This is a genomic window from Xanthocytophaga agilis (genome assembly GCF_030068605.1).
Lineage (GTDB): Bacteria > Bacteroidota > Bacteroidia > Cytophagales > 172606-1 > Xanthocytophaga > Xanthocytophaga agilis.
Genome location: NZ_JASJOU010000014.1, coordinates 105,944 through 127,704 on the forward strand (window position 1 = coordinate 105,944; position 21,761 = coordinate 127,704).

Consider the following 21,761-nt stretch of genomic DNA (forward strand, 5'->3'; position numbering starts at 1 on the left):
TTGTATGAAATGAGGTATCGTCTGTATATTCGGTGGAAGTTAATGTAAGCAAGTAGAAATGAAAACAGAACAGCCTGTCCAGCCTTTCGAGGTACTTGTTTTTGAAGTAGATGATTGGGAGAACCCTCCACACAAGCATAATTTCTTTGAATTACTCTGTATTCAGGCAGGTTCTGTTCTGCAACGGATCAATGAACATAGCCGCGAATATCCAAAGGGCCAGCTGTTCCTGCTTACTCCTCAGGATAGTCATTCGTTGTATGTAAAAGGACATTCCAAATTCTGCTTTGTACGGTTTAACGAATTGTTTTTTCATGAGCAGAAAAATCCAGCTGAGCAATTGCTTCTAAAGGAATGGCTTCAGAAGCTGGAATTTATCTTTCACAACCATAACCAATATGGAGGACCTCTGGTGAAAGATGATAACGATAGTATGATGGTGTGTGCATTGATGAGCAATATGCTCAATGAATATACCCGAAAGAGCCCTTACTATCAGGACAACCTGAGGAATACATTACTGATTATACTGAATATTATAGTCAGGAATGTAGAAAATGAAGTTTCAGCAGAGGTGATTACCAAGCCTTCGGCAGTTATATTTAATAAGATGGTCAATTATATCCATGCCAATATTCATAATCCTACACTGTTGACCCGTGAACATCTGGCCGAACAGTTTGCTATTTCACCAACCTATATCGGAGAGTATTTTAAAAAGCACACAGGTGAAAGCATTCACCAGCACATTATTCAGTATAAACTCAAACTGGTACAAACGCGATTGGAATTCAGTGACCTCACTGTATCCGAGATTGCCTACGAACTGGCATTTACAGATGAAAGCCATTTGAGTAAATTGTTCAAAAAATATGTAGGCGTTAGTCCAAGAGACTACCGGCTTCAGAAGAAAGCAGAGCCTGAGGGTATAAATCTATAGATAAATATAGTATAGGGTATATTTACCATGTTTGCGGAAGTTATAGAAGAGTGAATTGATATTTGTCTGTGCATACTTACAGGCAGGTTTTTAGTTGAGCATAGTTTGTTTCATGATTGGATCCTGTGCATAGTTCTATGCAAACGGCAAATGGAAGAAGTGGTTTGGTTTATCTGGAAGAAAATAGTTTTGCCTGGAGTTTACCGCAAATTTGCCGATGAGTTGAATTAACCGCAAAAAAGTTTTTGCATAGAATTAACCGCAAGTTTTGTGTTTGATCGGAATTCACCGCAAAAAGTTTCATGCGCATAGTTCAGGTCAAAGCAACAACACTGGCTTAACTATGTGCAGAGTGAAGCAATTTCAGGCCTATATAAGAAATCCTCTGCACTATGCAGAAAAATTAGTTAATTTTCCCATACCCTTTAAGATCTGTTATAGATACAACAACTACCATGCATATGAATACAAACAATCACTCATTTTATAGCTTGCTGAAAAGTCTCCTTCAACGAATTGTTGATCTTATACGAGGCAAGAAGAAATCAAGTACGCAGGATCAGCAAGTTGCACCCACAAATTCCGAAGCAGATTTTACGTTTGTTCAGTATGATGTGGCAGAAACAAGTTATCTGATAGATGCAGGAGAGCAACTAGGGGTACAAATATACACTAATGAACAGGATACTTTGCATAGTAATAGTATATCTGATGTGGCAGAAAACAATCCTACAATTGATCACCAGCAACATAGCTCTGAAATGGATCATACCCATAAGATGACGCATGATCACGAAGTAAATACTAATTTTGATACATCTTATAGTCACGAGACAACTCATGATTTTGGAACAACGTATGATTCGTTTAGTAATGATGATCACAACACGAGTCATGATCATGGGATAAGTAATAATTCTGGAACAAATTCCGATTATTGATATAGTATCCGGAAACGTTGATATGTTAATCACAGAAATCATAATCGTTTATTCCCACAAAGTCGCTACAGAATGGATATAGACGCAATTCTGGATAAAATCTATCAAATACCCGAAAAGTCAAAGAAGGCTTTAAAAGAAAGCGTTGGCAGTGTGAGCTATCCCAAAGGATATATTTTATTAAAAGCAGATAAGGTTGAGTCGAATATCTATTTTATACAGAAAGGTATTGCCAGGGCTTATGCCAGTTTGGAAAATACGGAGATAACGTTCTGGTTTGGAAAGGAAGGAGATACGGTTATTTCCATGAAAAGTTATGTAGAGGATCAGAAAGGATATGAAAATATAGAACTGCTGGAAAAATCCGATTTGTATGAACTCAATACACAACGACTGAGGCACCTGTTTGATGAAGACATCCATATTGCCAATTGGGGAAGAAAGTTTGCCGAACAGGAATTGGTTAAGACAGAGGAAAGGCTCATCTCCAGACAGTTTAGAACGGCTCTGGAGCGGTATAAAGAATTGATGAAACACAGTCCTGATTTATTGCAGAGAGTACAGTTAGGGCATATCGCTTCGTATCTGGGAATCACGCAGGTTACATTAAGCAGAATTCGGGCAGAGCTTAGATGATGTGTTCTCATGATAAATCTCAGTATACAAACAGCGTCTTTCCAAATTTGTTAAATTAAGGTTTTCTCTTTTCTGTTTTTCAAAGCAACCGCCCTTTCTTGTACCATTTTTTCTGGAAATGAAGAACGTTTCTGGCACGGTGGACATTCGAACCAGTTACTTTCTATTTAGTTATGCACCTTCTTATCTAACACCAAAAACTGAAAAGCATAGTACAAGTAAACCCCTCGTTGTCCTCCTGAAAGGAACTCGTGACAAGACCGGCGGCCTTTCCGATTGGAGCATATTCTTTCTCTTAGAAACGAAACATGGCTCTATTTGTCACAAGATTCTTTCAGAAGGACAATAACGGAGAGAGATGTAAGGATGGAGAAACCCTTTCAGGAGAGAACAGAGGTGCAGAGTTTATTTTTCTTACATTTACCACTCTACACTGATGTTCAAATCAGTAGCTTTCTTTTCTTTCAAAAAGCAACACACTGCATTTTTTATCATTTGTAAAATTATTGCTCAATCCGATTTGTGACCTTTGCAGAAAAAAACAGCAAAACTATGAATTGGATTATATTGATTGTTGCAGGTATGTTTGAAGTGGTATTTGCTTCCTGTTTGGGGAAAGTGAAGGAGACAGAGGGAGCTGAGATGTATTACTGGTTTGGAGGTTTTCTGTTATCCATGGTGATTAGTCTGGGCTTACTGATGAAAGCAATACAAACCTTGCCCATCGGTACTGCGTATGCTGTATGGACAGGGATTGGAGCTGTGGGTACTGTGCTGGTTGGAATCATTGTCTTTAAAGATCCTGCAAACTTTTGGCGATTATTTTTTATTTGTACGCTGATTGGTTCTGTGATAGGACTGAAATATGTATCTCATTGATTAGAAGTCATGTGATTGGCAATTTTTCGTATTTTTGGATACAACCAAACGGGGTTCGGCTACTTTTTACTGGATTCTTTCTCTCACCTTTGTCATATCCATTCAACCAGCATGGAACGTGGATATATACAATGTGTGTTATATAGTAATCCAAAGCTCTTTCAATGACAATACAAACTTTACCCCTTACACAAAGTACATTTTATTCAGATAGTCCGGAATTGTCGGTTGTACGAGATGGGCTTATCCTAATCCCTGATATAAGTGGCTATTCTGAATTTGTGTCCCAAACAGATATCCGATTAGGACAGTCGATTGTATATCGTTTGCTTTCTGCTATTATTCAGGCTAATGAACTGGATATGAAAATAGCAGAAGTAGAAGGGGATGCTGTCCTTTTCTATAGGTATGGACCGCCTCCTTCTGTCTCTATGATTCTGAAGCAGTTTGAACAAATGCGCAATGCATTTAATGAGGTGTTGTCTCATCTGGAGATAGAACATACAGCTCTTTCCTTAAAGATGATAGCCCATTATGGCACGATCAGTGAATTTAAAATTGGAGGATTCGTAAAACTATATGGCGAGTCTGTCGTTGTTGCCCATCGACTGCTTAAAAACCATATAGAAAGCCATAGTTATGTCGTGATTACAGACGAACTTACACAGGCTGCTACCTTGCCTGCAATACAGACAGACACATTGGTAGAGTTGTCTGCCAATAGTATTACAGAAAGTAAATTATGTGAAGTATATGGCAACCTGAGGGAAGTTTGCTTTTCGTACTTTAATTATGAACTGTAAACAGAGTTTACTTTAGCTTATCTCCCTGTTATACGTTTTATGTTAGCCATAAGAATATGTAGAAACAGAATTCTGGAAATATAACAGGAATGTATAAGAGTCAACAGACCATCTGTTAAGGGATGTCAGGAGAGCAAGGTAAATACAGAAACTATGTATAGTGAGCGTAATCGTTAATGATCTGGATATAAGTCAAGAGGAGTAATACGGATAATGGGTAAACATACTCTCAATGCTTAGTAAGAACAAAGTAATTCATCGGCCAGTTTGCTGACATAATTGTTTTTTCCAGACGAAAACCTGCCTTTTCCAGTACACGTATAGATGCATAGTTATTCCGATTGGTTGTCGCTGCAATCCGGTCAAGATGCAATTGTAAGAAGCTGTACTCTACCAGCCCTTTTGCTATTTCAGTAGCATAACCTTGTCCCCAGTAGTGTTCTTGTAGCCGATAGCCTATCTGGAATTCATTTGTTTCTGCCAAAGGTGTAATGCCAGCAGCGCCTATAAAAAGATTGTTGTTACGTTTTACAACAGCCCAGATACCCAAGCCTGTTCCCGTATGGTAGTTTTGCAGGATTCTGGTAAAGCCTGTTCTTTCTTCTATCTCTGTTTTTATTTTTCCGTCACCTATCAGCCGCATTACTTCGGGACTCGTATTCATCTGAAATACATTTGTCCAGTCTTCTTCACACATCTCTCTTAGTTGTAGTCTTTCCGTTTCAAACAGTATTTTCATTGGGTGATAGAATTGAGTTTGCAGATAGGATTAGGAAGCGGTGATTCTCCATTTCTTTTTTTGTATCTTAAAATCATCCCACCATTGTACTCTGTGTTGTACATATCTTGCTGCTCCATAACACACCACTGCCATGCCAAGCATTACATACGTTACTTCACTTCCATTGATGGCAGAAATGATAGCTCCTCCGGCAGAAATGGCTGAAAATAGATACAATCCGGCAATACCAAATCCTCCTCCTGCAGGTTGTTTGGTCTGAACCTGCATTTCTGTAATATCCGCTAGTGCAAAATGAAAAGAAGTGTCTTTGCGAATGGCTTTTATAGATCGTGTTGCGTATAATTTATATTTGCTTGCCTCAGATACGGTATATTTCTGGCCTGTAAGTGTATCCTGATACGAATCTAGTAATCGTACATTCATATAGAGGCTATCACTTTTTAGCTCAAAACTGTTAACAGATGAAACAAGATATTTATCATAGCCTACATACTTTTTTTTGCGTATGTGAGAGTTGTAGTCGTACCATGACAAAAGCAATGTATGGGTGGTTTTGACTTCCAGGAGATGAGCAGCATCTACCTTCTGTATTTTATCTTTTTTAGTCAGTGTGATCTGAGCAGTTGTAAGCAGAGGAAATAGGAAAGCTGATAACAGAAGTAAATACTTTTGTTTCATTTAACTAGTTTTTAAGTTAATCAAGTTGTAGTTGTAAATATGTATTAAGATTGTGAAATATTGGTTCATATGCAATATAATGAAAAAGAGTAGCTATGCTACAAAGGAATGTAAATGAAAATTGTAGATGAGAAAACGCATTCTGTATTTGCAACGAAAGATTTTTGGGTTGGCTTGGTAGGTTTGAGTGACATCCAGGGTAGGTTTAACTTACTGATAACCAAATGAGGTAAGATGTACAGGATTTTTTCGACAAAAACCCTCCTGACAGGCAGGAATGATGGGAAACGTATACTATATATACTATTTTTTATAATAAATTATCTAAATATATATAAGAGATCTTACCCTTCTTACCTAACTACATTTTCAATTAGTTAAGTCTATCCAAAATTTTACCCGCATCTTACCCGAACTTTAACTCTGTTACACCTGGTAACACTTGGTTACATTTGTGGTTACACAGATAAGTCTCTATAAACAAGGGTAGTTACACGGGTTACACTTATCTCTCATATACGTGTATTTATTATAATATAATACTATATATAGAAGGGAGTATAGCTATTGCTTTATAGTTCCTGGGAACTTTTGCGAAAAATGGCAAAAATGTGTATTCGGTGTTACTTGTTTCATTATCAAATAATTATGCTGTAACCGCAAGTGTAATCAAGTGTAGAAAGTGTAAACTACCTGAGCTTCTACTATTATTAAAGGTATCCTGCTAAATGGGAGTTCCATCAAAATAGAGTTAATAGATGTTCTGGATACAAAGTGGTCGCAAAATGCATCAGCCCCATCTCTTTAACGAATCCAGTGGAAATACATCATACCAACGGTACTGGCAAAAAGGATATAGACAATATAACTCAACACAGAGGTAATAACTCCTTTCAGAGTACCCAATAAACGATTCACAGGCTGATGAAAATCGACAAGTGACCAGGATAGATAGACGATTGTAAATAGATACAGACAGTAATAAAGGGAAGGGTGAATATAACTTAGAAATATGGCTATAGTAGGAAAAATTGTATAGGTACCTGCTATATAAAAGGCAAAGACAACATTTTCAGTATAAGTAAACTTAGACTTTCGAAAGAAGAGCCAGGAAAAGAAAGCAAAAATAAATACCAGGATAAAGAAGAAGTTGTTTAGATTTTCTGAAATAAAGTGTCCAACAGATTCTCCTCTTTGGATTGCTTTATCTGTAGGTGGTTTGGTGCCCATAGCCTTGTACTGGTTGGCAATAGGATCAAATTTAGTGAGTACCCGAACCAGCAAATGCAAGCCAGCCATAATCAGAAAATACTGGATAGGCGAGGTATAGGGCTTACGTTTTCCTCGTATATATTCTGCACAAAACCGTCCAGGCCGGGTTAGCAACTGCTGTATGGTGTGAAGTAAAGGCAGTTCAAATGTAAATACCTGTGCAATAAAGTCTCCTGCTAATTCCTTTCCGGTAAAACGACCATTGTTTTCCTGCTGACCACATTGGTCACAAAACAATCCATTAAATGTATGGGTACAGTTCTTACAGACAGGCATAGAGGCTTGTAGATGGATAATTGGTTGATGGAAAATACAACTATTTGTGTGTATTAATGGCAATGACCAAAAGAGAAATATTGAAAATATACCTTCTGACAAGCTACTTTATAAAATCTTATCTCGATAATAGTGTTTTTTGAAAACATTCTGCAGAGAATCATGCTTTGATTTTCGTAATATTGCAGAATGACACAAACGCTGGAAGACTTTTATCAGGAGAAATTTAACTGGGTGCCCGATACACTCAGAAAGGATATCGGACATTTTAATGTATTCCGTATAGAAGATGTTATAAGCAAAAAAGTTTCCCTGTTGCCTTTTAGTCGCAGAGATTACTTTAAAGTGAGCCTGATCATTGGTAGACGTAAGATTCACTATGCAGATCAGAGCATAGAAATAAAAAAGCAGGCATTGTTGTTTTCCAGTCCACAGATCCCCTATAGTATGGAAATGCTGGACGATCAGCAGACAGGATATATTTCCATATTTACTTCTGCATTCTTTCATCACTTTGGCAATCCACAAGGCTACAAAGTATTTCAACCGGATGGCAACCATATCTTTGAATTATCAGATGAAGAATGTATGAAGGCATGTGCTATTTATGAAAAAATGCAGGATGAACTGGTTGCAGAATATCTGGAAAAATATGATGCGTTACGGGTTCTGGTGTTTGAGCTTCTGCTTAGCGCGATGAAGATGCATCCTGCTCCAAAAATAAAAAAGACAGAACCCAACGCTGCCCAGAGAATAGCTCTTCTGTTTCTGGAGCTATTAGAACGCCAGTTTCCTATTGATAACCCAAATCAAAGAGTAGCCTTACATACCCCTGCTGATTTTGCCGGGCAGATGTCTGTCCATGTGAATCATCTGAATAAGGCCTTACGGGAGACGACCGAAAAAACTACCTCTGGTATCATTGCCGAACGCATTTTGCAGGAAGCCAAGATACTTCTGAAAGGTACTCATTGGAACGTTTCAGAAATAGCCTATACACTAGGATTCAATGAGGCTACACATTTTAATAACTTCTTTAAAAAGCATCTTCAGATAAGCCCAACTCAATTTCGGATTGATTGAATTTCGTAAGCTTTGCTTTGAATTGTATTAGGTGCTCCCCTGTCTGAAGAATTACCTTTGTCATACATAAAACAACTAAACAATGACAACGCGAAAAATAGCATTGGTCACAGGTGGTAGCCGTGGCCTGGGAAAAGACATGGCATTGGCTCTGGCCGGCAAAGGAATAGATGTAGTACTTACCTACCTTTCCAATAAAGCAGAAGCAGATAAGGTAGTGGCTGACATAACGCAATCAGGTGGTAAAGCGGTAGCGCTACAGTTCGATGTTGCCCAAATATCTGCCTTTGATGGGTTTCTGCAACAGGTGAAGGAAACACTAAACACAATCTGGTCAACTGATACGTTTGACTTTCTAATCAACAATGCAGGTATTGGAGCCTCTATTCCGATTGATCAGTTAACAGAAGATACCTTTGATGAGTTTGTAAACATCCATTTCAAAGGCGTATTTTTTCTGACACAAAAGGCTTTACGCATGATGAACAACAAGGGAGGCGTGGTATTTATTTCCTCTGGTGCTGCTCGTTTCTATGTTCCCGGTTATGCTGTATATGCAGCCAGCAAAGGAGCTGTTGAAGTATTTACCCGATATATTGCCAAAGAATACGGACAACGTGGTATTCGGGCTAATGTGGTAGCTCCCGGACCTATCGAAACGGACTTCAATAATGCTACTATCCGAAACAACCCACAAACAAAAAATTTCCTCGCATCACAGACTGCTCTAGGAAGAGTAGGTAATGCTGATGACATTGGCAGTGTGGTTGCCTTTCTGTGCTCAGAAGATGCAAAATGGGTAAATGGTCAGCGGATAGAAGTTGCCGGTGGAATAAATCTGTAAGAGTCTTGATGTATATGCCTTATTCTAACGAGGATGAGGTATATACATCCAATACTGAGTACAGTCTAACAAAAGAAATGGAAATAATACATAACATACACTTTATGCAAATGTCTTCTTAATTTTACAGAATCGTTATATTCGATTACTTATGCAAAGTGAAGATGACGAAGATCTTGTTACTATTCAGGATCTTACTGGAAAAACAATAACCAATATTTATATACTTTTTGGAATGGAAGATGGCTGGTTAGATACTGCCGAATGTTTTCTTGAAATTGAGAAAGAAATTATAATTGAAATTCCTACTGGCACTACAGGAAACACATGGATAAAAGAGTTAGACCCAAAGGCGGAAAGCATATTTAAGGATTTATCAGATATTCCAGTTTATCATGTAAATAAAGAACAATAATCGACTCCTTCCTATCCGCAGCAAAAGCAGAACGTTTTTAATAGAATACGAGAAAAATTCTTTGTGTATAAAGGCCAGATGAAACAATATGACCCCGATAAAGTAGAGGTTCTGGAGAACAAACTGAAATATATTCAGAATAGGATGATTATTGACTATTTATGGTATAAGGGGGAGATAGTGGCTGTTTCGAATTAGATAACGGCTATCTTATTACTGAAAAGAGTGTAGCTCCTAGTGGAACCGGGCTAGCTGGCTTGCATTATTATGAGAATGTTGAAGCATTACAAAAAGATAAAAAAACAACTCTCTTTCGGTTCTCTGCCAATAGCTAAGATCCTTATAAATTTAGTTGGAATTCATCCTAATACTACTACTTTTTCAACTTAACAGATTAGAGTATCAATGTTCTATATGAAGCACTTGTTTGTCATTTTTGGATTGCTTTTGGGTAGTGTTGCTTATGCACAACAAGTTCCTGCTATTATTCTTCAGTTTCAAAGAGCAAATGAACCCCCTGCTATTCCTGAACCACTTATCTATTTAATAGAATTTGTGCAACAAAAGACAGGTGATTATGTAGCTTGTTACTATATGGAAAATAGTAAAAGAATACAATTGAAGAAGATATGTCGTATAGAGAAATCAAACATTGATGTGGTAGCTCAGTGGCTTAAAAATTCTGAGAAAAGCTTTTCTCTATCTGTATTGAATGTCACTGTTGATGAAATAAAACAAAAAATGAAAGATAGTTCCTATCATCTGCATGCGCCTATTCCTGATGATTCTCTGATTAGAACAGATACATTTATGTTTTGTCAGCCTTATGTGTTTACCAGGAAGATATCAACCGGAGGATTTCATTTTACTCTGAAGTGGCTGACAGAAACGGGAGTAAGAGTACACTATCAGTTTGATTCTAATGCTATGGGAATGGCAGCTTTTCCTTTAGCTAACTACTTGTGTGCTTATACTCTTTTGAGAGATAGGTTACCATCAGCATTTCCAGAGTCGACGTTTTTTTCTAAAAATAATCTGATGGATATTCTACCATATTATTATCAAACAATTGAATGCGAGGGTTTCTATTACAAGGAGTTTATACAGAAAAATACAGGAAGAACTACCAAGGAAAATAATCTGAGGACTGGATGGAATTATGCAGATTATCTTGAACAGCGAAAGCACACCCATTAAATGAGTAGGAAAGTCATTTACATATGCAAAGTGAAGAGGAAAATATACATAGGTTAGTAAGGTCTACTCAGATAGAAAGCATCAATTTGGGATTAGAAATAGCAGAGGCATTATGTGTTGATCTACAAAGATTTAAAGAAGATGTCGAAATATTGGACAAATGGCTCTCTCCATGGGCTTATTTTGGTGAATCGTCGGAAAAACATTACCAGAAAAGATATATGGAATTAATACACTTGAAGAATTATATATAGAAAAGCAACAAGATATTATCGTTCCATTCCAGATTGCATATTTACAATCCTTAGAGAAATTAACAATAGAAGAATGTGGTTTATTGGCGCTTCCACCTGCTATTGGAAAATTAGACAGACTGAAAATACTTAATCTGCCAGATAATAACCTTAGTGTATTACCTGAAGAAATAGGAAATCTTATTCAATTAGAAGTATTGAATCTGAATGGAAATAAGTTTCAATGTTTTCCCGATGAACTTCAGAAGTTGGTGCAATTGCAGGAACTAGATCTGTCTAGAAATAAGATAATGAGCTTCCCCTCATGGATCGGTAAGATGTCAACGCTTACTAAGTTGAATGTTGGTGTAAATAGATTGTTATGCTTACCTGTTGAGATTGGGAGTTTACTAAAATTAGAGACTTTGGATGTTGAAGATAATTATATAGGAAGTATACCAGAGGAGATAGGGCATCTGACTTACCTTACTTCCTTAAATGTAGCAGAAAATGATCTGAATTCTCTTCCTGCTACGATAAGCAAACTCCATGCTTTACAGATTCTGTGGTTGGGGATAAATCAATTTGTTTCTTTTCCCTCTGTGATCAAAGAATTAACTCAACTAAAAAAATTAGGTCTCCCAAATAATGCAATTAAGGATATTCCTGAGGAGATTAGGAATTTAAAGGATTTGCAGATTTTGGATTTATCTGCAAATCAGCTAACATATCTGGACGATTGGATTAAAGAGTTGTTATCTTTGGAAGCTTTGAGACTAAAAAAGAATCAATTGCAATATATTTCTCCTGCTATTGGCATACTGAAAAATATTCAGGAACTGGATTTGTCAGAAAATCAGTTACCTAATTTGCCTGATACGATACGTACATTCCCCAAGCTTTCTCGTTTACCATTGTATGGAAACCCAATATCAGACGAAACTTTTGCAGAGATTGAGTCCTGGTTTGCCGAAGGTATTGTAAGAACAAAACCAATCCTATACCATGTGCCACGACCAGCTCCAGATGTTTATAGGCTCAATGAGTTGTTCCATTCCGGTAAACTGGAAGATGTTCGGTTAGGTATAAAAATTGCTCAGACTCATAATCTTGAAGTTCAATCCTTTCTGGATGATCTCGTTTTACTTTTTGAATGGATGTTTCCTGAGGAACATATTTTCAGAGTTTATCTTTACGAACAATTAGATCGCATTTTTACAATAGATGAATTGGATCTTAGCCATTGTGGGTTAACTTTTATTCCAACTCAAATAGAATATCTTACACACATAAAGAAATTGTATTTGTCTAATAATAAGGTTTATACATTGCCAGCAGAGATAAAGGCATTAACCCAGCTGGAGTTTCTAGACCTGTCGCAGAATCCTGTCACAGATATTGTTCTCATTGAATTACAATCCTGGCTTCCTTATTGCAAAATTATACATTGATGTATTTTAGTATTATGTATTTTAGATGAGAGCACGGTTTATATCCTTATCTTGTCCTAGAACTTCGATTTTAGAAAAAGCTCTCTCTTTTACCCTCACTGTGCTCCTAAAAGGATCTTTCCACCACACCAAGTCATGACAGGCATGGTGGAAAATTTCTTTCAGAAGGACAAAAAATAAATACATTTTTTTAGTCGTTAGCACTCTCAAGGATTGTCTTATCGAGACGAACTATATAGATATTTTACCAAGAATGAAAGTTGCATATAGTATTCTATTATCTGCTTGACTCATGTAGAATACTCTGTCAGGAAGCTGTTGAGCAATGTATTTAAGGATTCATTGCTTTAAATCGGGCATCGATTTCAGGCCGGGACGCATTTCGTATTTGTTCTGATGTGCCGAAGCCAATTTCTTGTTCGTCAGTGGCTAGTCGCTGAAAGATCGAGTCTGCAAATTCATCAAGATTTACACCAAAGGTGTGTAAGCCTATACCTCCCAAATCTGTATTTACGGCAGGGGGCACTACTTCGATCACGTTAATTGCTGTGTCTTTTGCCAGTTGGTAACGTAGCGATTGAGTAAATGAATGCAAGGCCGCTTTTGTCGCACAGTAGATCGGTACATTCGCCAGTGCGGCAAATGCCAGCCCGGAAGTGACATTAATAATCACAGCATCTGCTTTGGTTCGTAAGTGAGGTATAAATAAAGTCGATAAATGAATAGGCGCATCCAGATTAATAGCCAGTTCGTTATGAGTAGTTGACCAGTCTTCCTGTAGGTTCGTTAGTGAAAGGCGGCGTTGTATACCCGCATTGTTTACCAACACGTTTACTTCCGGATACTCTTGTTTTATCCATTCCAGTAGAGCCAGGCGATCACTTTCACTGGCTACGTCTGCAACTTTGGTTATCAGTTGTGGATATTGTTGCCGGACTTCCTGTAGCTTGTCTTCCCGACGACCACAAATAATAACCTGGCTACCCGCTTTTAAAAATCGTTCTGCAAACGCAAAGCCAATGCCCGAGGCTCCTCCTGTGATCAATACGGTATTTTGAGATAATTTCATATAAATGAAGAGTAAAGTAAAAGATGAATCTTAAAAATAAAGGAAACTTTTATACCTGATCAGGGAGACTTCTATATGTGTTATGTTGTAATCCTTTGAGGTATTCTCTTGTGCTGGCATAGATTTAGTACCTTCTTTATTGAAAAATGTCTCACCTAACTATTAGTTATATGCAAAATCAGAGAGATAAAGGTGATTATGGTATTACACCAACAGACGAAGAAAAAGAACGCCTGAGTGGTAAAGACCAGAGTGGTCCTACTGCCTTAAATAACGATAAGAAACAAAATGGTACAGACGAAGAAGAAGGTACTGAGAGAGATTCTGACAATACGGAAGAGCGAAATAAAGATGCTTCTAAAAAGGTACACACCCCTTATCAGGAAGGCGGACGCTAATAATAAGTAAGTGTATTTACTTCACCGCCCTTATCAGTAATGATAAGGGCTTTTTTATGTTTATATATACCTATAAGGAATGAGAAGTCATCAATAAAAACAGGAAAATACTTATATTCTCCCTCCTCAAAATATTATGATATTTTGTTATCTTTCAGTAAACTATGAACCAGCTTTTGGTGTTAATACAAAAGCATAAATTCCCTATAGGAATGTCTGAAAAAATACTGAAGAAACTACAGATACTGGCAGATTCTGCCAAGTATGATGTCTCCTGTTCATCGAGCGGCAGCAAGCGTAAGAATACACAGAGAGGGCTTGGCAATACCAATGGAATGGGCATATGCCATTCTTTTACAGAAGATGGACGTTGTGTCTCCCTACTAAAAATACTACTCACCAACCATTGTATCTATGATTGTGCCTACTGTGTTTCGCGACGCAGTAATGATGTACAGCGGGTTGCTTTCACGGTCGAAGAAGTTGTTTCCCTGACCATGCACTTCTATCGTCGTAATTATATTGAGGGTCTTTTTCTGAGCTCCGGTATTTTTAAAAATTCGGATTATACCATGGAACGGTTGGTAAGGATTGCCAAAACACTACGTACCGAGCACAAATTCAATGGCTACATCCATCTGAAAACCATTCCGGGTGCCAGTGATGAACTGGTACGCGAAGCTGGTTTGTATGCAGATCGCCTTAGTGTAAATGTTGAGTTACCTACCGAACAGAGTTTGGTCAAGCTGGCTCCTGAGAAAAATACCGCTGATATAGTAAAACCCATGTCGTTTATCCGGCATACCATAGAAGAAAATCGCCAGGAGATACAACTCTACAAACATGCGCCAGCTTTTGTCCCAGCCGGGCAAAGTACCCAGATGATTATAGGGGCTAGTCCGGAGTCAGACTGGCAGATTATGCAACAGGCAGATTCGCTCTATAAGAACTTTCATCTCAAACGGGTATATTATTCAGCGTATGTACCCGTACAGCAGGATCAGCGATTACCTGACTTGCATTCCCTACCACCCGTGCAGCGGGAAAATCGTCTGTATCAGACAGATTGGCTATTGCGATTTTATGGATTCTCTGTCAATGAGATTTTCAACCCATCTGCTCCTAATCTGGAAACAGACGTTGATCCAAAACTCGCATGGGCTTTGCGTAACCTGCATCTGTTTCCAGTTGATATTAACCGGGCTGACTATGAGATGATTCTGCGTATTCCAGGACTTGGCGTTAAATCAGCTAAAAAGATTGTGGCAGGTCGGAAGTTTCATCACCTGACTTTAGATCATTTGCGTCAGTTTGGTGTTGCCTTAAACCGAGCCCGCTATTTTCTGATTTGTATCGGTTGGAACGGATATCGACGCGATTGGAATGCTACTGAAATCAAACGACAGATCATAGCAGGCAACGCACAATCTACTCAGTTATCCTTATTTTAACTGGCTACAAGCATTATATGGTACATTTTGTTTATGATGGTTCGTTCGAGGGACTGCTTACGGCTGTATTTGACGTATATGAGGATAAAGCACAGAGAGCACAACTATTTTCCGTAAAAAACTATCAGCCTGATGCTTTTGCCGAACGGAGAGACGTACTTACTGACTCAGTAAAAGCCAATCGTGTTTGGAAAGGTCTTTTCCGAAAATTATCTCCACAGGGTTTGCTGAATGTCTATTCTGTGTATTTATCTGAAAGGGATGATCGTGAAACTCTTTTGCTAGCCTTCTTTCGTCGTGTATTTGCAGAAAGCGTTTCGATTGAAGACGACTTTAGTTCTCCACTCATCGTGCAGATCTCTCAGATTAGCCGGCAAATACATCGGGAGAAGCACCGCTTTGAAGCATTTGTGCGTTTCATTCATCTTAAAGGGGATGTCTACTTTGCCTCTATTGAACCAGATTTTAATATACTACCTTTAATTGGACCTCATTTTACAGAACGTTATGCTGATCAACGATGGATCATCTATGATACCCGAAGGCAGTATGGTTTATATTATGATCTGAAACAGGTGCAGGAAGTATATTTTGAGGAAGTTCCTGATAGTTCTGTATTAGATTTATCTTCAGATCAAATAGAAGAAGGAGAAGAATTGATGCAAAAGCTCTGGCAAGTGTATTTCCAAAGCGTCAATATAGTAGAACGTAAAAATATGAAACTACATCGCAAGCACTTACCTATACGCTACTGGAAGTATCTGATTGAGAAACAGATTTGAGCTAAGTCAATTGGGATTGAAGAATATGAAGTAAGAAAGAGGATGTTATTGTTATTTCTAGAATGAAAACAAAGATGCCACAAAAAGAATTGTGATAATTTTAAACGCGAGTGGTAGTGTAGGTGCGTTGGCCTTCTCCTGTGGCGAGGTTAGCCTTTAGCCTTACGGGCGGAAGCATCGCTGGAGGTGTCTTTTTTGCTTCATTTTTTGAGCAAGCAAAAATGAAGAGGTTGGTGGAAGAGAAAAGTTTAGGAACTTGAAAAAAACAAAATTGAAAAACAATCAAAAGAAAAACAGGACTTGTGCTTTTTCAGATCAACAAACTGATATTGAAAATAGAAATGATTCATAGTGATCTTGAATTGTGCCTGTTTTCTCTTTAGGCTGGTATATAGTGAATTCTATCTATTTAATTAGTACAGACTTTTGTTAGTTGAGCCGAGGATTCGGTTCTGCCCAATGATGATAGTCAGGATAGGTGTTATTCAGTTCTCTGACTGAGTTATCCGCTTCATCTTTGGTACAGGTATACGAACCTACGGCAGATATATCACTTGTTTTAGATTTCCAGACAATACGATAGAGATTAGGATTCTCTACATTGAAGTCGATGATAGCTTCTCGTTTCATAGGATCAGTTGTTTAGGACTACTAAGTAGGCTTAAAACTCTATGCCTGAGGTAGGTTATAGATTTGATCCCTGCAAAATAAAGAAAGTATGTATAGTCTATTCCAACTCAGGCTGCTCCTTGTCCAATTCCTTCAACACGTGCTTCTACAGCTTCTTCACTATTGTGGAATAAATGCGAATTTAGCTGCGTGCGTAGTTCCTGTATAGAGAGGTTATGCATCAGATTGCCGCTTTTTACCATTGAGATCTGCCCGGTTTCTTCTGAAACAACTACTACCAGTGCATCAGTCGTTTCGGTAAGTCCAATAGCAGCCCGATGGCGCAGGCCAAATCGAGCCGGAATATCCTGCCGTTCGGATACAGGTAAAATACAGCGGGCCGCACAAATACGGTTATTGGCAATTAATACAGCTCCATCATGTAGAGGACTCACTTTGCTGAAAATAGAGACCAGCAATCGTTTGGAGATAGCAGCATCCAATAAGTCGCCTGAATCTGCATATAGTTTTAGATCAGCACGTTGCTCGAATACAAGCAATGCCCCTGTCTGTGAAGAAGAAAGTGTTTTTACTGCATCCACGATAGGTACAATGTCCATTCTTCTGTGGATAGTCAGATTCTGACGCAGGCGATTCAGGATAATGTTCTCGTTATTGAATACAGTTGTTTGACCTATCAACAACAGAAATTTCCGAATCTCCTGCTGAAACAAAATCAATACTGCTATAACACCCACCCCCATAAACTGTCCCAAAATCTCTGTCAGAAGCTTCATTTCCATGGCTTTCACCAGAAGATAAAAGAAGTACACAGACAGAAATCCCAGAAAGATGGTAATGGCTACACTTCCTTTCAGTAATCGATATAGTTGGTACAATAGGAAGGCTACCAGTGCGATGTCCAATGCATCCACCCAGGTAATTTCCAAGAATCCTATTGTAAATCCAAGCATATCCTTTCGTTACTGATTTATTGTAAAACTGATTTATTGTAAATCAGATTTTTGTGCATTTGCAAAAAGTAAGCCAGATGACTAATACCAGCTTATCTTTAGCTACTCGCCATTAAGTTATACAATTTTACGGAATCTACCGCTTCCTTTACATCATGCACACGCAATAATTGTGCTCCTTTGCTCAAAGCGAGTGTATTTAGTACAGTAGTACCATTCAAAGATTCTTCTGGCGTTATATTTAATCTTTTATAAATCATTGATTTTCTGGATATCCCCACCAGCATAGGCAATTCCAGTATGTGGAAATGTTCCAGATTTTTTAACAAAAAATAATTTTGTTCAATGGTCTTGGCAAAGCCAAAACCAACATCCAGTATCACATCTTTTATTCCTGATTTGCGTATCATATGCAATCGGGTGATAAAAAATGTCAGCATTTCGCTAAGCATATCTGTATAGTGTGTCAGTTGCGTCATGGTTTGTGGTGTGCCTTTACTATGCATAAGTATATAAGGAACATCCAATCGGGACACTGTTTCAAACATGCGTTCGTCAGCCCCTCCTGAAACATCGTTAACCATGACAGCTCCGGCTCGTACGGCGGCCTCAGCTACACTTGCCCGGAATGTATCTACCGATACGATAGCTTCGGGAAAATGTTTCACAATGGCCTCAATTACAGGTGCTACCCGATCTGCTTCTTCCTGCTCCTCAACCTCTGCCGCACCTGGCCGGGTTGAATACCCACCAATATCCAGAATGGTTGCGCCGTCGGCTAACATCCGTTCAGCCTGATGCAAGGCTGCATCTGTAGACGACATCCGGCTATTGGCATAAAATGAATCTGGAGTACTATTGATAATTCCCATTACTACGGGCTGTTCCAGCGTCCAGAGCCTGCCCCGCAGGTTAAAAGTTTTCTTTGTGCGAAATAAAAGGTTTTTTGCTTCCAAAAGATATTATTTTTGTGCCAGTAGTACTCTGGAGGTCGTTATATAATAAGGTAACTTTCCCGGTTTCAAATTAGTTTTTGAAACAACGGTTTATTGTTAATATTCTTCAGTGAAATAAAATAAACACTTGTCCATCAAATTTTTACAAATAAATATTTTTTCAGGGCGATGGATAACCCTGATTACTAGGAAAAATAGATACTGATCATTTCGCTTATTATTAGATTCATGTCTGACAAAACCATTAATGAATACCAGCAGGTAATGCAACGCTGCAAGGATGTCTTTGCCAAGAAAACCCGTGATTACGGTACTGCCTGGCGTATACTCCGTCTTCCTTCTATTACCGACCAGATTTTTATTAAGGCACAACGCATTCGTTCTATTCAGGAAAAAGGTACCCAGAAAGTGGCTGATGATATAACCGGAGAGTTTGTTGGCATTATCAACTATTGTCTTATGGCACTTATTCAGATGGAATTACCTGCTGATGCACCTATGGAAATTCCGTATGAAGAACTGGAAAAATACTACGATCAGGAAGTAACAAAGACACTGGATCTACAAATCAACAAAAACCATGATTATGGAGAGGCATGGCGCGATATGCGGGTAAGCAGCATGACAGATATTATTCTGATGAAGCTATACAGGACCAAGCAAATTGAAGATAATCAGGGTGTAACACTTATCTCAGAAGGAGTAGATGCCAACTATAGGGATATGATTAACTACTCGGTTTTCTGTCTGATTAAACTTTGGTTGTAAGCATAAAGCTTCCTACTGATGATTATTTGTTCATCCCCTTCAATGGTGTTATCACAAACCTGAATGAGGGAAAGCAGATCGTTGATGATAACACCAACGAGGCGAATAAACTCAGCGAACATTACTTTCAAAATAAATACAAGTTTACACTTGCACCAGTAACTTTACCTATTGACTGTATCTGTTATTTTACCTGCTGATACTATTGACAAATCATACACATGAAACTTATTAATAACCTTATCCGCATTTTTGTTGGCGTACTGTTCATTTTCTCAGGACTGATCAAACTCAATGATCCTGTTGGAACCAAAATTAAGCTGGAAGAGTATTTTGAAGTCTTTGCTGACGATCTTTCATGGGCGGCAGGCTTGTTTCATTTTCTCATTCCGATAGCATTGGTACTAGCTGTAGTTTTATGTGTGCTGGAGGTTGTATTGGGAATCGCACTACTGCTTCGGTATCGTCTCAAAAGTACTGTGTGGGTGCTGCTGGGTATTATCGTCTTCTTTACTTTTCTGACATTTTACTCTGCTTATTTTAATAAAGTCACTGACTGCGGTTGTTTTGGCGATGCAATCAAACTATCACCATGGCAATCGTTTGGAAAGGATATTTTGTTGCTACTATTGATTCTGGTGCTATTCTTCCAGCGTAATAAACTTGAGAGTAATGCTTCCCGGCAGACCCGTATGTATGTAGTTATTGCTACAGTATTCTGCACATTCATTGGAATCTATGCCATCTTCTATCTGCCTCCTATCGATTTTCTACCGTATAAAGTTGGAGATAATATTGAAGAAAATATGAAGTTACCTCCGGGTGCACAAAGTGATGTATTTGAAATTACTTATACACTGAAAAACAGCAAATCCGGTGAGACTAAGGAGATGACAGACAAGGATTATATCTCTACAGAGATATGGAAAGATACAACCTGGCAGATTGCCAAAACATCCGAACCGCGTTTGATTGTAAAAGGAGTCCGTCCTAAAATCACGGATTTTTCTGTTACTACTCCTGAAGGTGAAGATATCACTGCTCAGATATTCAAAGGAAATAAGCTGGTAATTGTGATTCGCGATATTCGCAATGCTAGTGAAAGCGAGCTTAAGAAGATCAGTGCTTTGATTCAGGGTGTCAAAGGCAAACCTGTAGAGCCAATGATATTAACTGCAACTGATGGGACTGTGATAGAGGAATACCGTCATGAGTATCAACTAGCGGCTCCTTTCTATTTTACAGACAATACTGTACTTAAGACTATGGTTCGTACAGATCCCGGAATCTTATTATTAAAAAATGGAACTGTAACAGGGAAGTGGGGTGATTCATCTATTCCAGATGTTGAAAAGTTAAAATATTGATTATTAGTAGATTGTATTTTTTTATTTTGATTTTATGTAAAACCGGAAGAAATGTTACATACATGTTTCTCCGGTTTTTATATATCTTATCATTGGACTTTGCCTTCCTTCTTTTTCCATTTTGGTGAAAAGTCCTCCTTTTCTCATATACCTTGTCTCTGTTTTCAGGTAGTTCATCTCCATTTTTGAGAAACAAGTCTATACTCATTTTGCTATATAGTTCTTTTAACTATTTATACAGCCAGTAAGCAATAGTTGCGAAGAGCAGATGGCAACTAACAACTCCTTAAAACTATATACTAATGAAATTCTCTCTGAAAAAACAACATGTATTAGTAGTAGCTCTGATGTTACTTACTACAATCAGCTTTGCACAAAGTTCAACCAATTCAGACAAAAAAGAACCTAAAAAAGGGCAAGGACCTGCCCGTGGTGGTGAAAAAGAAGACAGAGAAAGTGCCTGGATGAAACAAAACCTGAAGCTTACGGATGATCAATATGCGAAAGTAAGCCAGTTAAACAAGGAGTACGAAACCAAAATGCGTCCTGAAGGAGAGGGAAAGAAATCAGGAGAGAAGCTTGGTGAAAAACAAGGCGGAAAGCCTTCTGCTGAAGATCAGAAAAAAATGGAAAAATTCCAGGCTGAAAAAGAAACCAAACTAAAAGGTATCTTAACTGAGCAACAGTGGAATGACTATCAGGCTAAGAAGAAAGATATGCACAAAGGTCATGCTGGTCAGAAGCCAGAAGGACAAGGACAAAGACCAGAAGGTAAAAAGAAACCTGCCGAAAACCAATAATTGTACACCGCCGTCTGCTTTTACATTTTGCCTGAAATCAGAAAGCCTCCTTCACTTTATAGTGAAGGAGGCTTTCTGGCTTTTGTGTGAAATAGCTATGGTAAAATCCATACAGCTATTGTACCTTTACTAATCAATCTAAATGAGTAAATCTCATCAGGTCAGGTAGAAGTTTATAATAACTTCTTGATTCTCGC

At 38.2% G+C, this 21,761-nt stretch carries 23 protein-coding genes; 16 read left to right on the top strand and 7 right to left on the bottom strand.

The annotated features are described in order from the left end of the window. Window positions 1-58: 58 nt before the first annotated feature. The 5 genes from QNI22_RS30365 to QNI22_RS30385 all read left to right on the top strand — a co-directional run bounded on the left by QNI22_RS30365 (window position 59) and on the right by QNI22_RS30385 (window position 4,199). Window positions 59-940 carry an AraC family transcriptional regulator gene (locus tag QNI22_RS30365; protein ID WP_314516789.1) on the top strand — a complete coding sequence of 294 codons (882 nt, stop codon included), beginning with the start codon at window positions 59-61 and terminating at the stop codon, window positions 938-940. A 461-nt stretch (window positions 941-1,401) separates the two neighbouring features. Further along, on the top strand, window positions 1,402-1,881 hold the full coding sequence (locus QNI22_RS30370) for a hypothetical protein (protein ID WP_314516790.1): 480 nt from the start codon (window positions 1,402-1,404) through the stop codon (window positions 1,879-1,881). Between the two features lie 72 nt (window positions 1,882-1,953). Next, complete coding sequence (locus tag QNI22_RS30375) at window positions 1,954-2,517, top strand: Crp/Fnr family transcriptional regulator (protein ID WP_314516791.1); 564 nt, start codon at window positions 1,954-1,956, stop codon at window positions 2,515-2,517. A gap of 552 nt (window positions 2,518-3,069) precedes the next feature. Further along, a complete protein-coding gene (locus QNI22_RS30380) occupies window positions 3,070-3,396 on the top strand; it encodes a DMT family transporter (RefSeq protein WP_314516793.1) in 327 nt (108 codons plus the stop codon). Between the two features lie 164 nt (window positions 3,397-3,560). Next, window positions 3,561-4,199 carry a DUF2652 domain-containing protein gene (locus QNI22_RS30385; protein WP_314516795.1) on the top strand — a complete coding sequence of 213 codons (639 nt, stop codon included), beginning with the start codon at window positions 3,561-3,563 and terminating at the stop codon, window positions 4,197-4,199. Window positions 4,200-4,428: 229 nt separating this feature from the next. On the opposite strand, the gene QNI22_RS30390 is transcribed toward QNI22_RS30385, so the two are convergent. The 3 genes from QNI22_RS30390 to QNI22_RS30400 all read right to left on the bottom strand — a co-directional run bounded on the left by QNI22_RS30390 (window position 4,429) and on the right by QNI22_RS30400 (window position 7,167). Next, a complete protein-coding gene (locus QNI22_RS30390) occupies window positions 4,429-4,938 on the bottom strand; it encodes a GNAT family N-acetyltransferase (protein WP_314516796.1) in 510 nt (169 codons plus the stop codon). Window positions 4,939-4,968: 30 nt separating this feature from the next. Continuing rightward, window positions 4,969-5,619, bottom strand: a complete 651-nt coding sequence (locus QNI22_RS30395; protein ID WP_314516797.1) for a hypothetical protein — start codon at window positions 5,617-5,619, stop codon at window positions 4,969-4,971. Window positions 5,620-6,423: 804 nt separating this feature from the next. Next, complete coding sequence (locus QNI22_RS30400; RefSeq protein ID WP_314516798.1) at window positions 6,424-7,167, bottom strand: DUF3667 domain-containing protein; 744 nt, start codon at window positions 7,165-7,167, stop codon at window positions 6,424-6,426. A 189-nt stretch (window positions 7,168-7,356) separates the two neighbouring features. Here QNI22_RS30400 and QNI22_RS30405 point away from each other — a divergent pair, with 189 nt between their 5' ends. The 5 genes from QNI22_RS30405 to QNI22_RS30425 all read left to right on the top strand — a co-directional run bounded on the left by QNI22_RS30405 (window position 7,357) and on the right by QNI22_RS30425 (window position 12,390). Next, window positions 7,357-8,250: a helix-turn-helix domain-containing protein gene (locus tag QNI22_RS30405; RefSeq protein WP_314516799.1), complete on the top strand. Its 894-nt coding sequence runs from the start codon at window positions 7,357-7,359 to the stop codon at window positions 8,248-8,250. A gap of 82 nt (window positions 8,251-8,332) precedes the next feature. Then, window positions 8,333-9,094: an SDR family NAD(P)-dependent oxidoreductase gene (locus QNI22_RS30410; RefSeq protein ID WP_314516801.1), complete on the top strand. Its 762-nt coding sequence runs from the start codon at window positions 8,333-8,335 to the stop codon at window positions 9,092-9,094. A gap of 151 nt (window positions 9,095-9,245) precedes the next feature. Then, a complete protein-coding gene (locus tag QNI22_RS30415; protein WP_314516803.1) occupies window positions 9,246-9,509 on the top strand; it encodes a hypothetical protein in 264 nt (87 codons plus the stop codon). Between the two features lie 414 nt (window positions 9,510-9,923). Then, the gene (locus QNI22_RS30420; RefSeq protein WP_314516804.1) at window positions 9,924-10,706 is read left to right on the top strand and encodes a hypothetical protein; all 783 of its coding nucleotides are present in this window, start codon (window positions 9,924-9,926) and stop codon (window positions 10,704-10,706) included. Between the two features lie 286 nt (window positions 10,707-10,992). Beyond that, entirely contained in the window at window positions 10,993-12,390 is a 1,398-nt protein-coding gene (locus QNI22_RS30425) for a leucine-rich repeat domain-containing protein (protein WP_314516959.1), read from the top strand. A gap of 331 nt (window positions 12,391-12,721) precedes the next feature. Here the strand turns inward: QNI22_RS30425 and QNI22_RS30430 are convergent, their stop codons facing one another. Beyond that, a complete protein-coding gene (locus QNI22_RS30430; protein WP_314516806.1) occupies window positions 12,722-13,459 on the bottom strand; it encodes an SDR family oxidoreductase in 738 nt (245 codons plus the stop codon). A 170-nt stretch (window positions 13,460-13,629) separates the two neighbouring features. Between QNI22_RS30430 and QNI22_RS30435 the strand changes: the two genes are divergently transcribed. The 3 genes from QNI22_RS30435 (at window position 13,630) to QNI22_RS30445 (ending at window position 16,090) form a co-directional block, all read left to right on the top strand. Beyond that, entirely contained in the window at window positions 13,630-13,857 is a 228-nt protein-coding gene (locus QNI22_RS30435) for a hypothetical protein (protein ID WP_313987751.1), read from the top strand. Window positions 13,858-14,069: 212 nt separating this feature from the next. Beyond that, entirely contained in the window at window positions 14,070-15,308 is a 1,239-nt protein-coding gene (locus QNI22_RS30440) for a putative DNA modification/repair radical SAM protein (protein ID WP_314516962.1), read from the top strand. Window positions 15,309-15,325: 17 nt separating this feature from the next. Further along, complete coding sequence (locus QNI22_RS30445) at window positions 15,326-16,090, top strand: TIGR03915 family putative DNA repair protein (protein WP_314516808.1); 765 nt, start codon at window positions 15,326-15,328, stop codon at window positions 16,088-16,090. 429 nt (window positions 16,091-16,519) lie between these two features. Here QNI22_RS30445 and QNI22_RS30450 read toward each other — a convergent pair whose 3' ends face one another. The 3 genes from QNI22_RS30450 to folP all read right to left on the bottom strand — a co-directional run bounded on the left by QNI22_RS30450 (window position 16,520) and on the right by folP (window position 18,629). Next, window positions 16,520-16,720, bottom strand: a complete 201-nt coding sequence (locus tag QNI22_RS30450) for a hypothetical protein (protein WP_313987740.1) — start codon at window positions 16,718-16,720, stop codon at window positions 16,520-16,522. A 107-nt stretch (window positions 16,721-16,827) separates the two neighbouring features. Beyond that, window positions 16,828-17,673 (bottom strand): diadenylate cyclase CdaA, encoded by an 846-nt coding sequence (cdaA, locus tag QNI22_RS30455; protein WP_314516809.1) that lies wholly within the window; start codon window positions 17,671-17,673, stop codon window positions 16,828-16,830. Window positions 17,674-17,771: 98 nt separating this feature from the next. Continuing rightward, window positions 17,772-18,629, bottom strand: a complete 858-nt coding sequence (gene folP, locus QNI22_RS30460) for a dihydropteroate synthase (RefSeq protein WP_314516810.1) — start codon at window positions 18,627-18,629, stop codon at window positions 17,772-17,774. A 228-nt stretch (window positions 18,630-18,857) separates the two neighbouring features. On the opposite strand from folP, the gene QNI22_RS30465 reads away from it, so the two are divergent. The 3 genes from QNI22_RS30465 (at window position 18,858) to QNI22_RS30475 (ending at window position 21,564) form a co-directional block, all read left to right on the top strand. Next, entirely contained in the window at window positions 18,858-19,397 is a 540-nt protein-coding gene (locus QNI22_RS30465; RefSeq protein WP_313997890.1) for a DUF1599 domain-containing protein, read from the top strand. A 221-nt stretch (window positions 19,398-19,618) separates the two neighbouring features. Continuing rightward, window positions 19,619-20,764, top strand: coding sequence for a BT_3928 family protein (locus QNI22_RS30470; RefSeq protein WP_314516811.1), 1,146 nt, complete (start codon window positions 19,619-19,621; stop codon window positions 20,762-20,764). A gap of 302 nt (window positions 20,765-21,066) precedes the next feature. Further along, the gene (locus QNI22_RS30475) at window positions 21,067-21,564 is read left to right on the top strand and encodes a hypothetical protein (protein ID WP_314031663.1); all 498 of its coding nucleotides are present in this window, start codon (window positions 21,067-21,069) and stop codon (window positions 21,562-21,564) included. The last annotated feature ends 197 nt before the right edge of the window (window positions 21,565-21,761 follow it).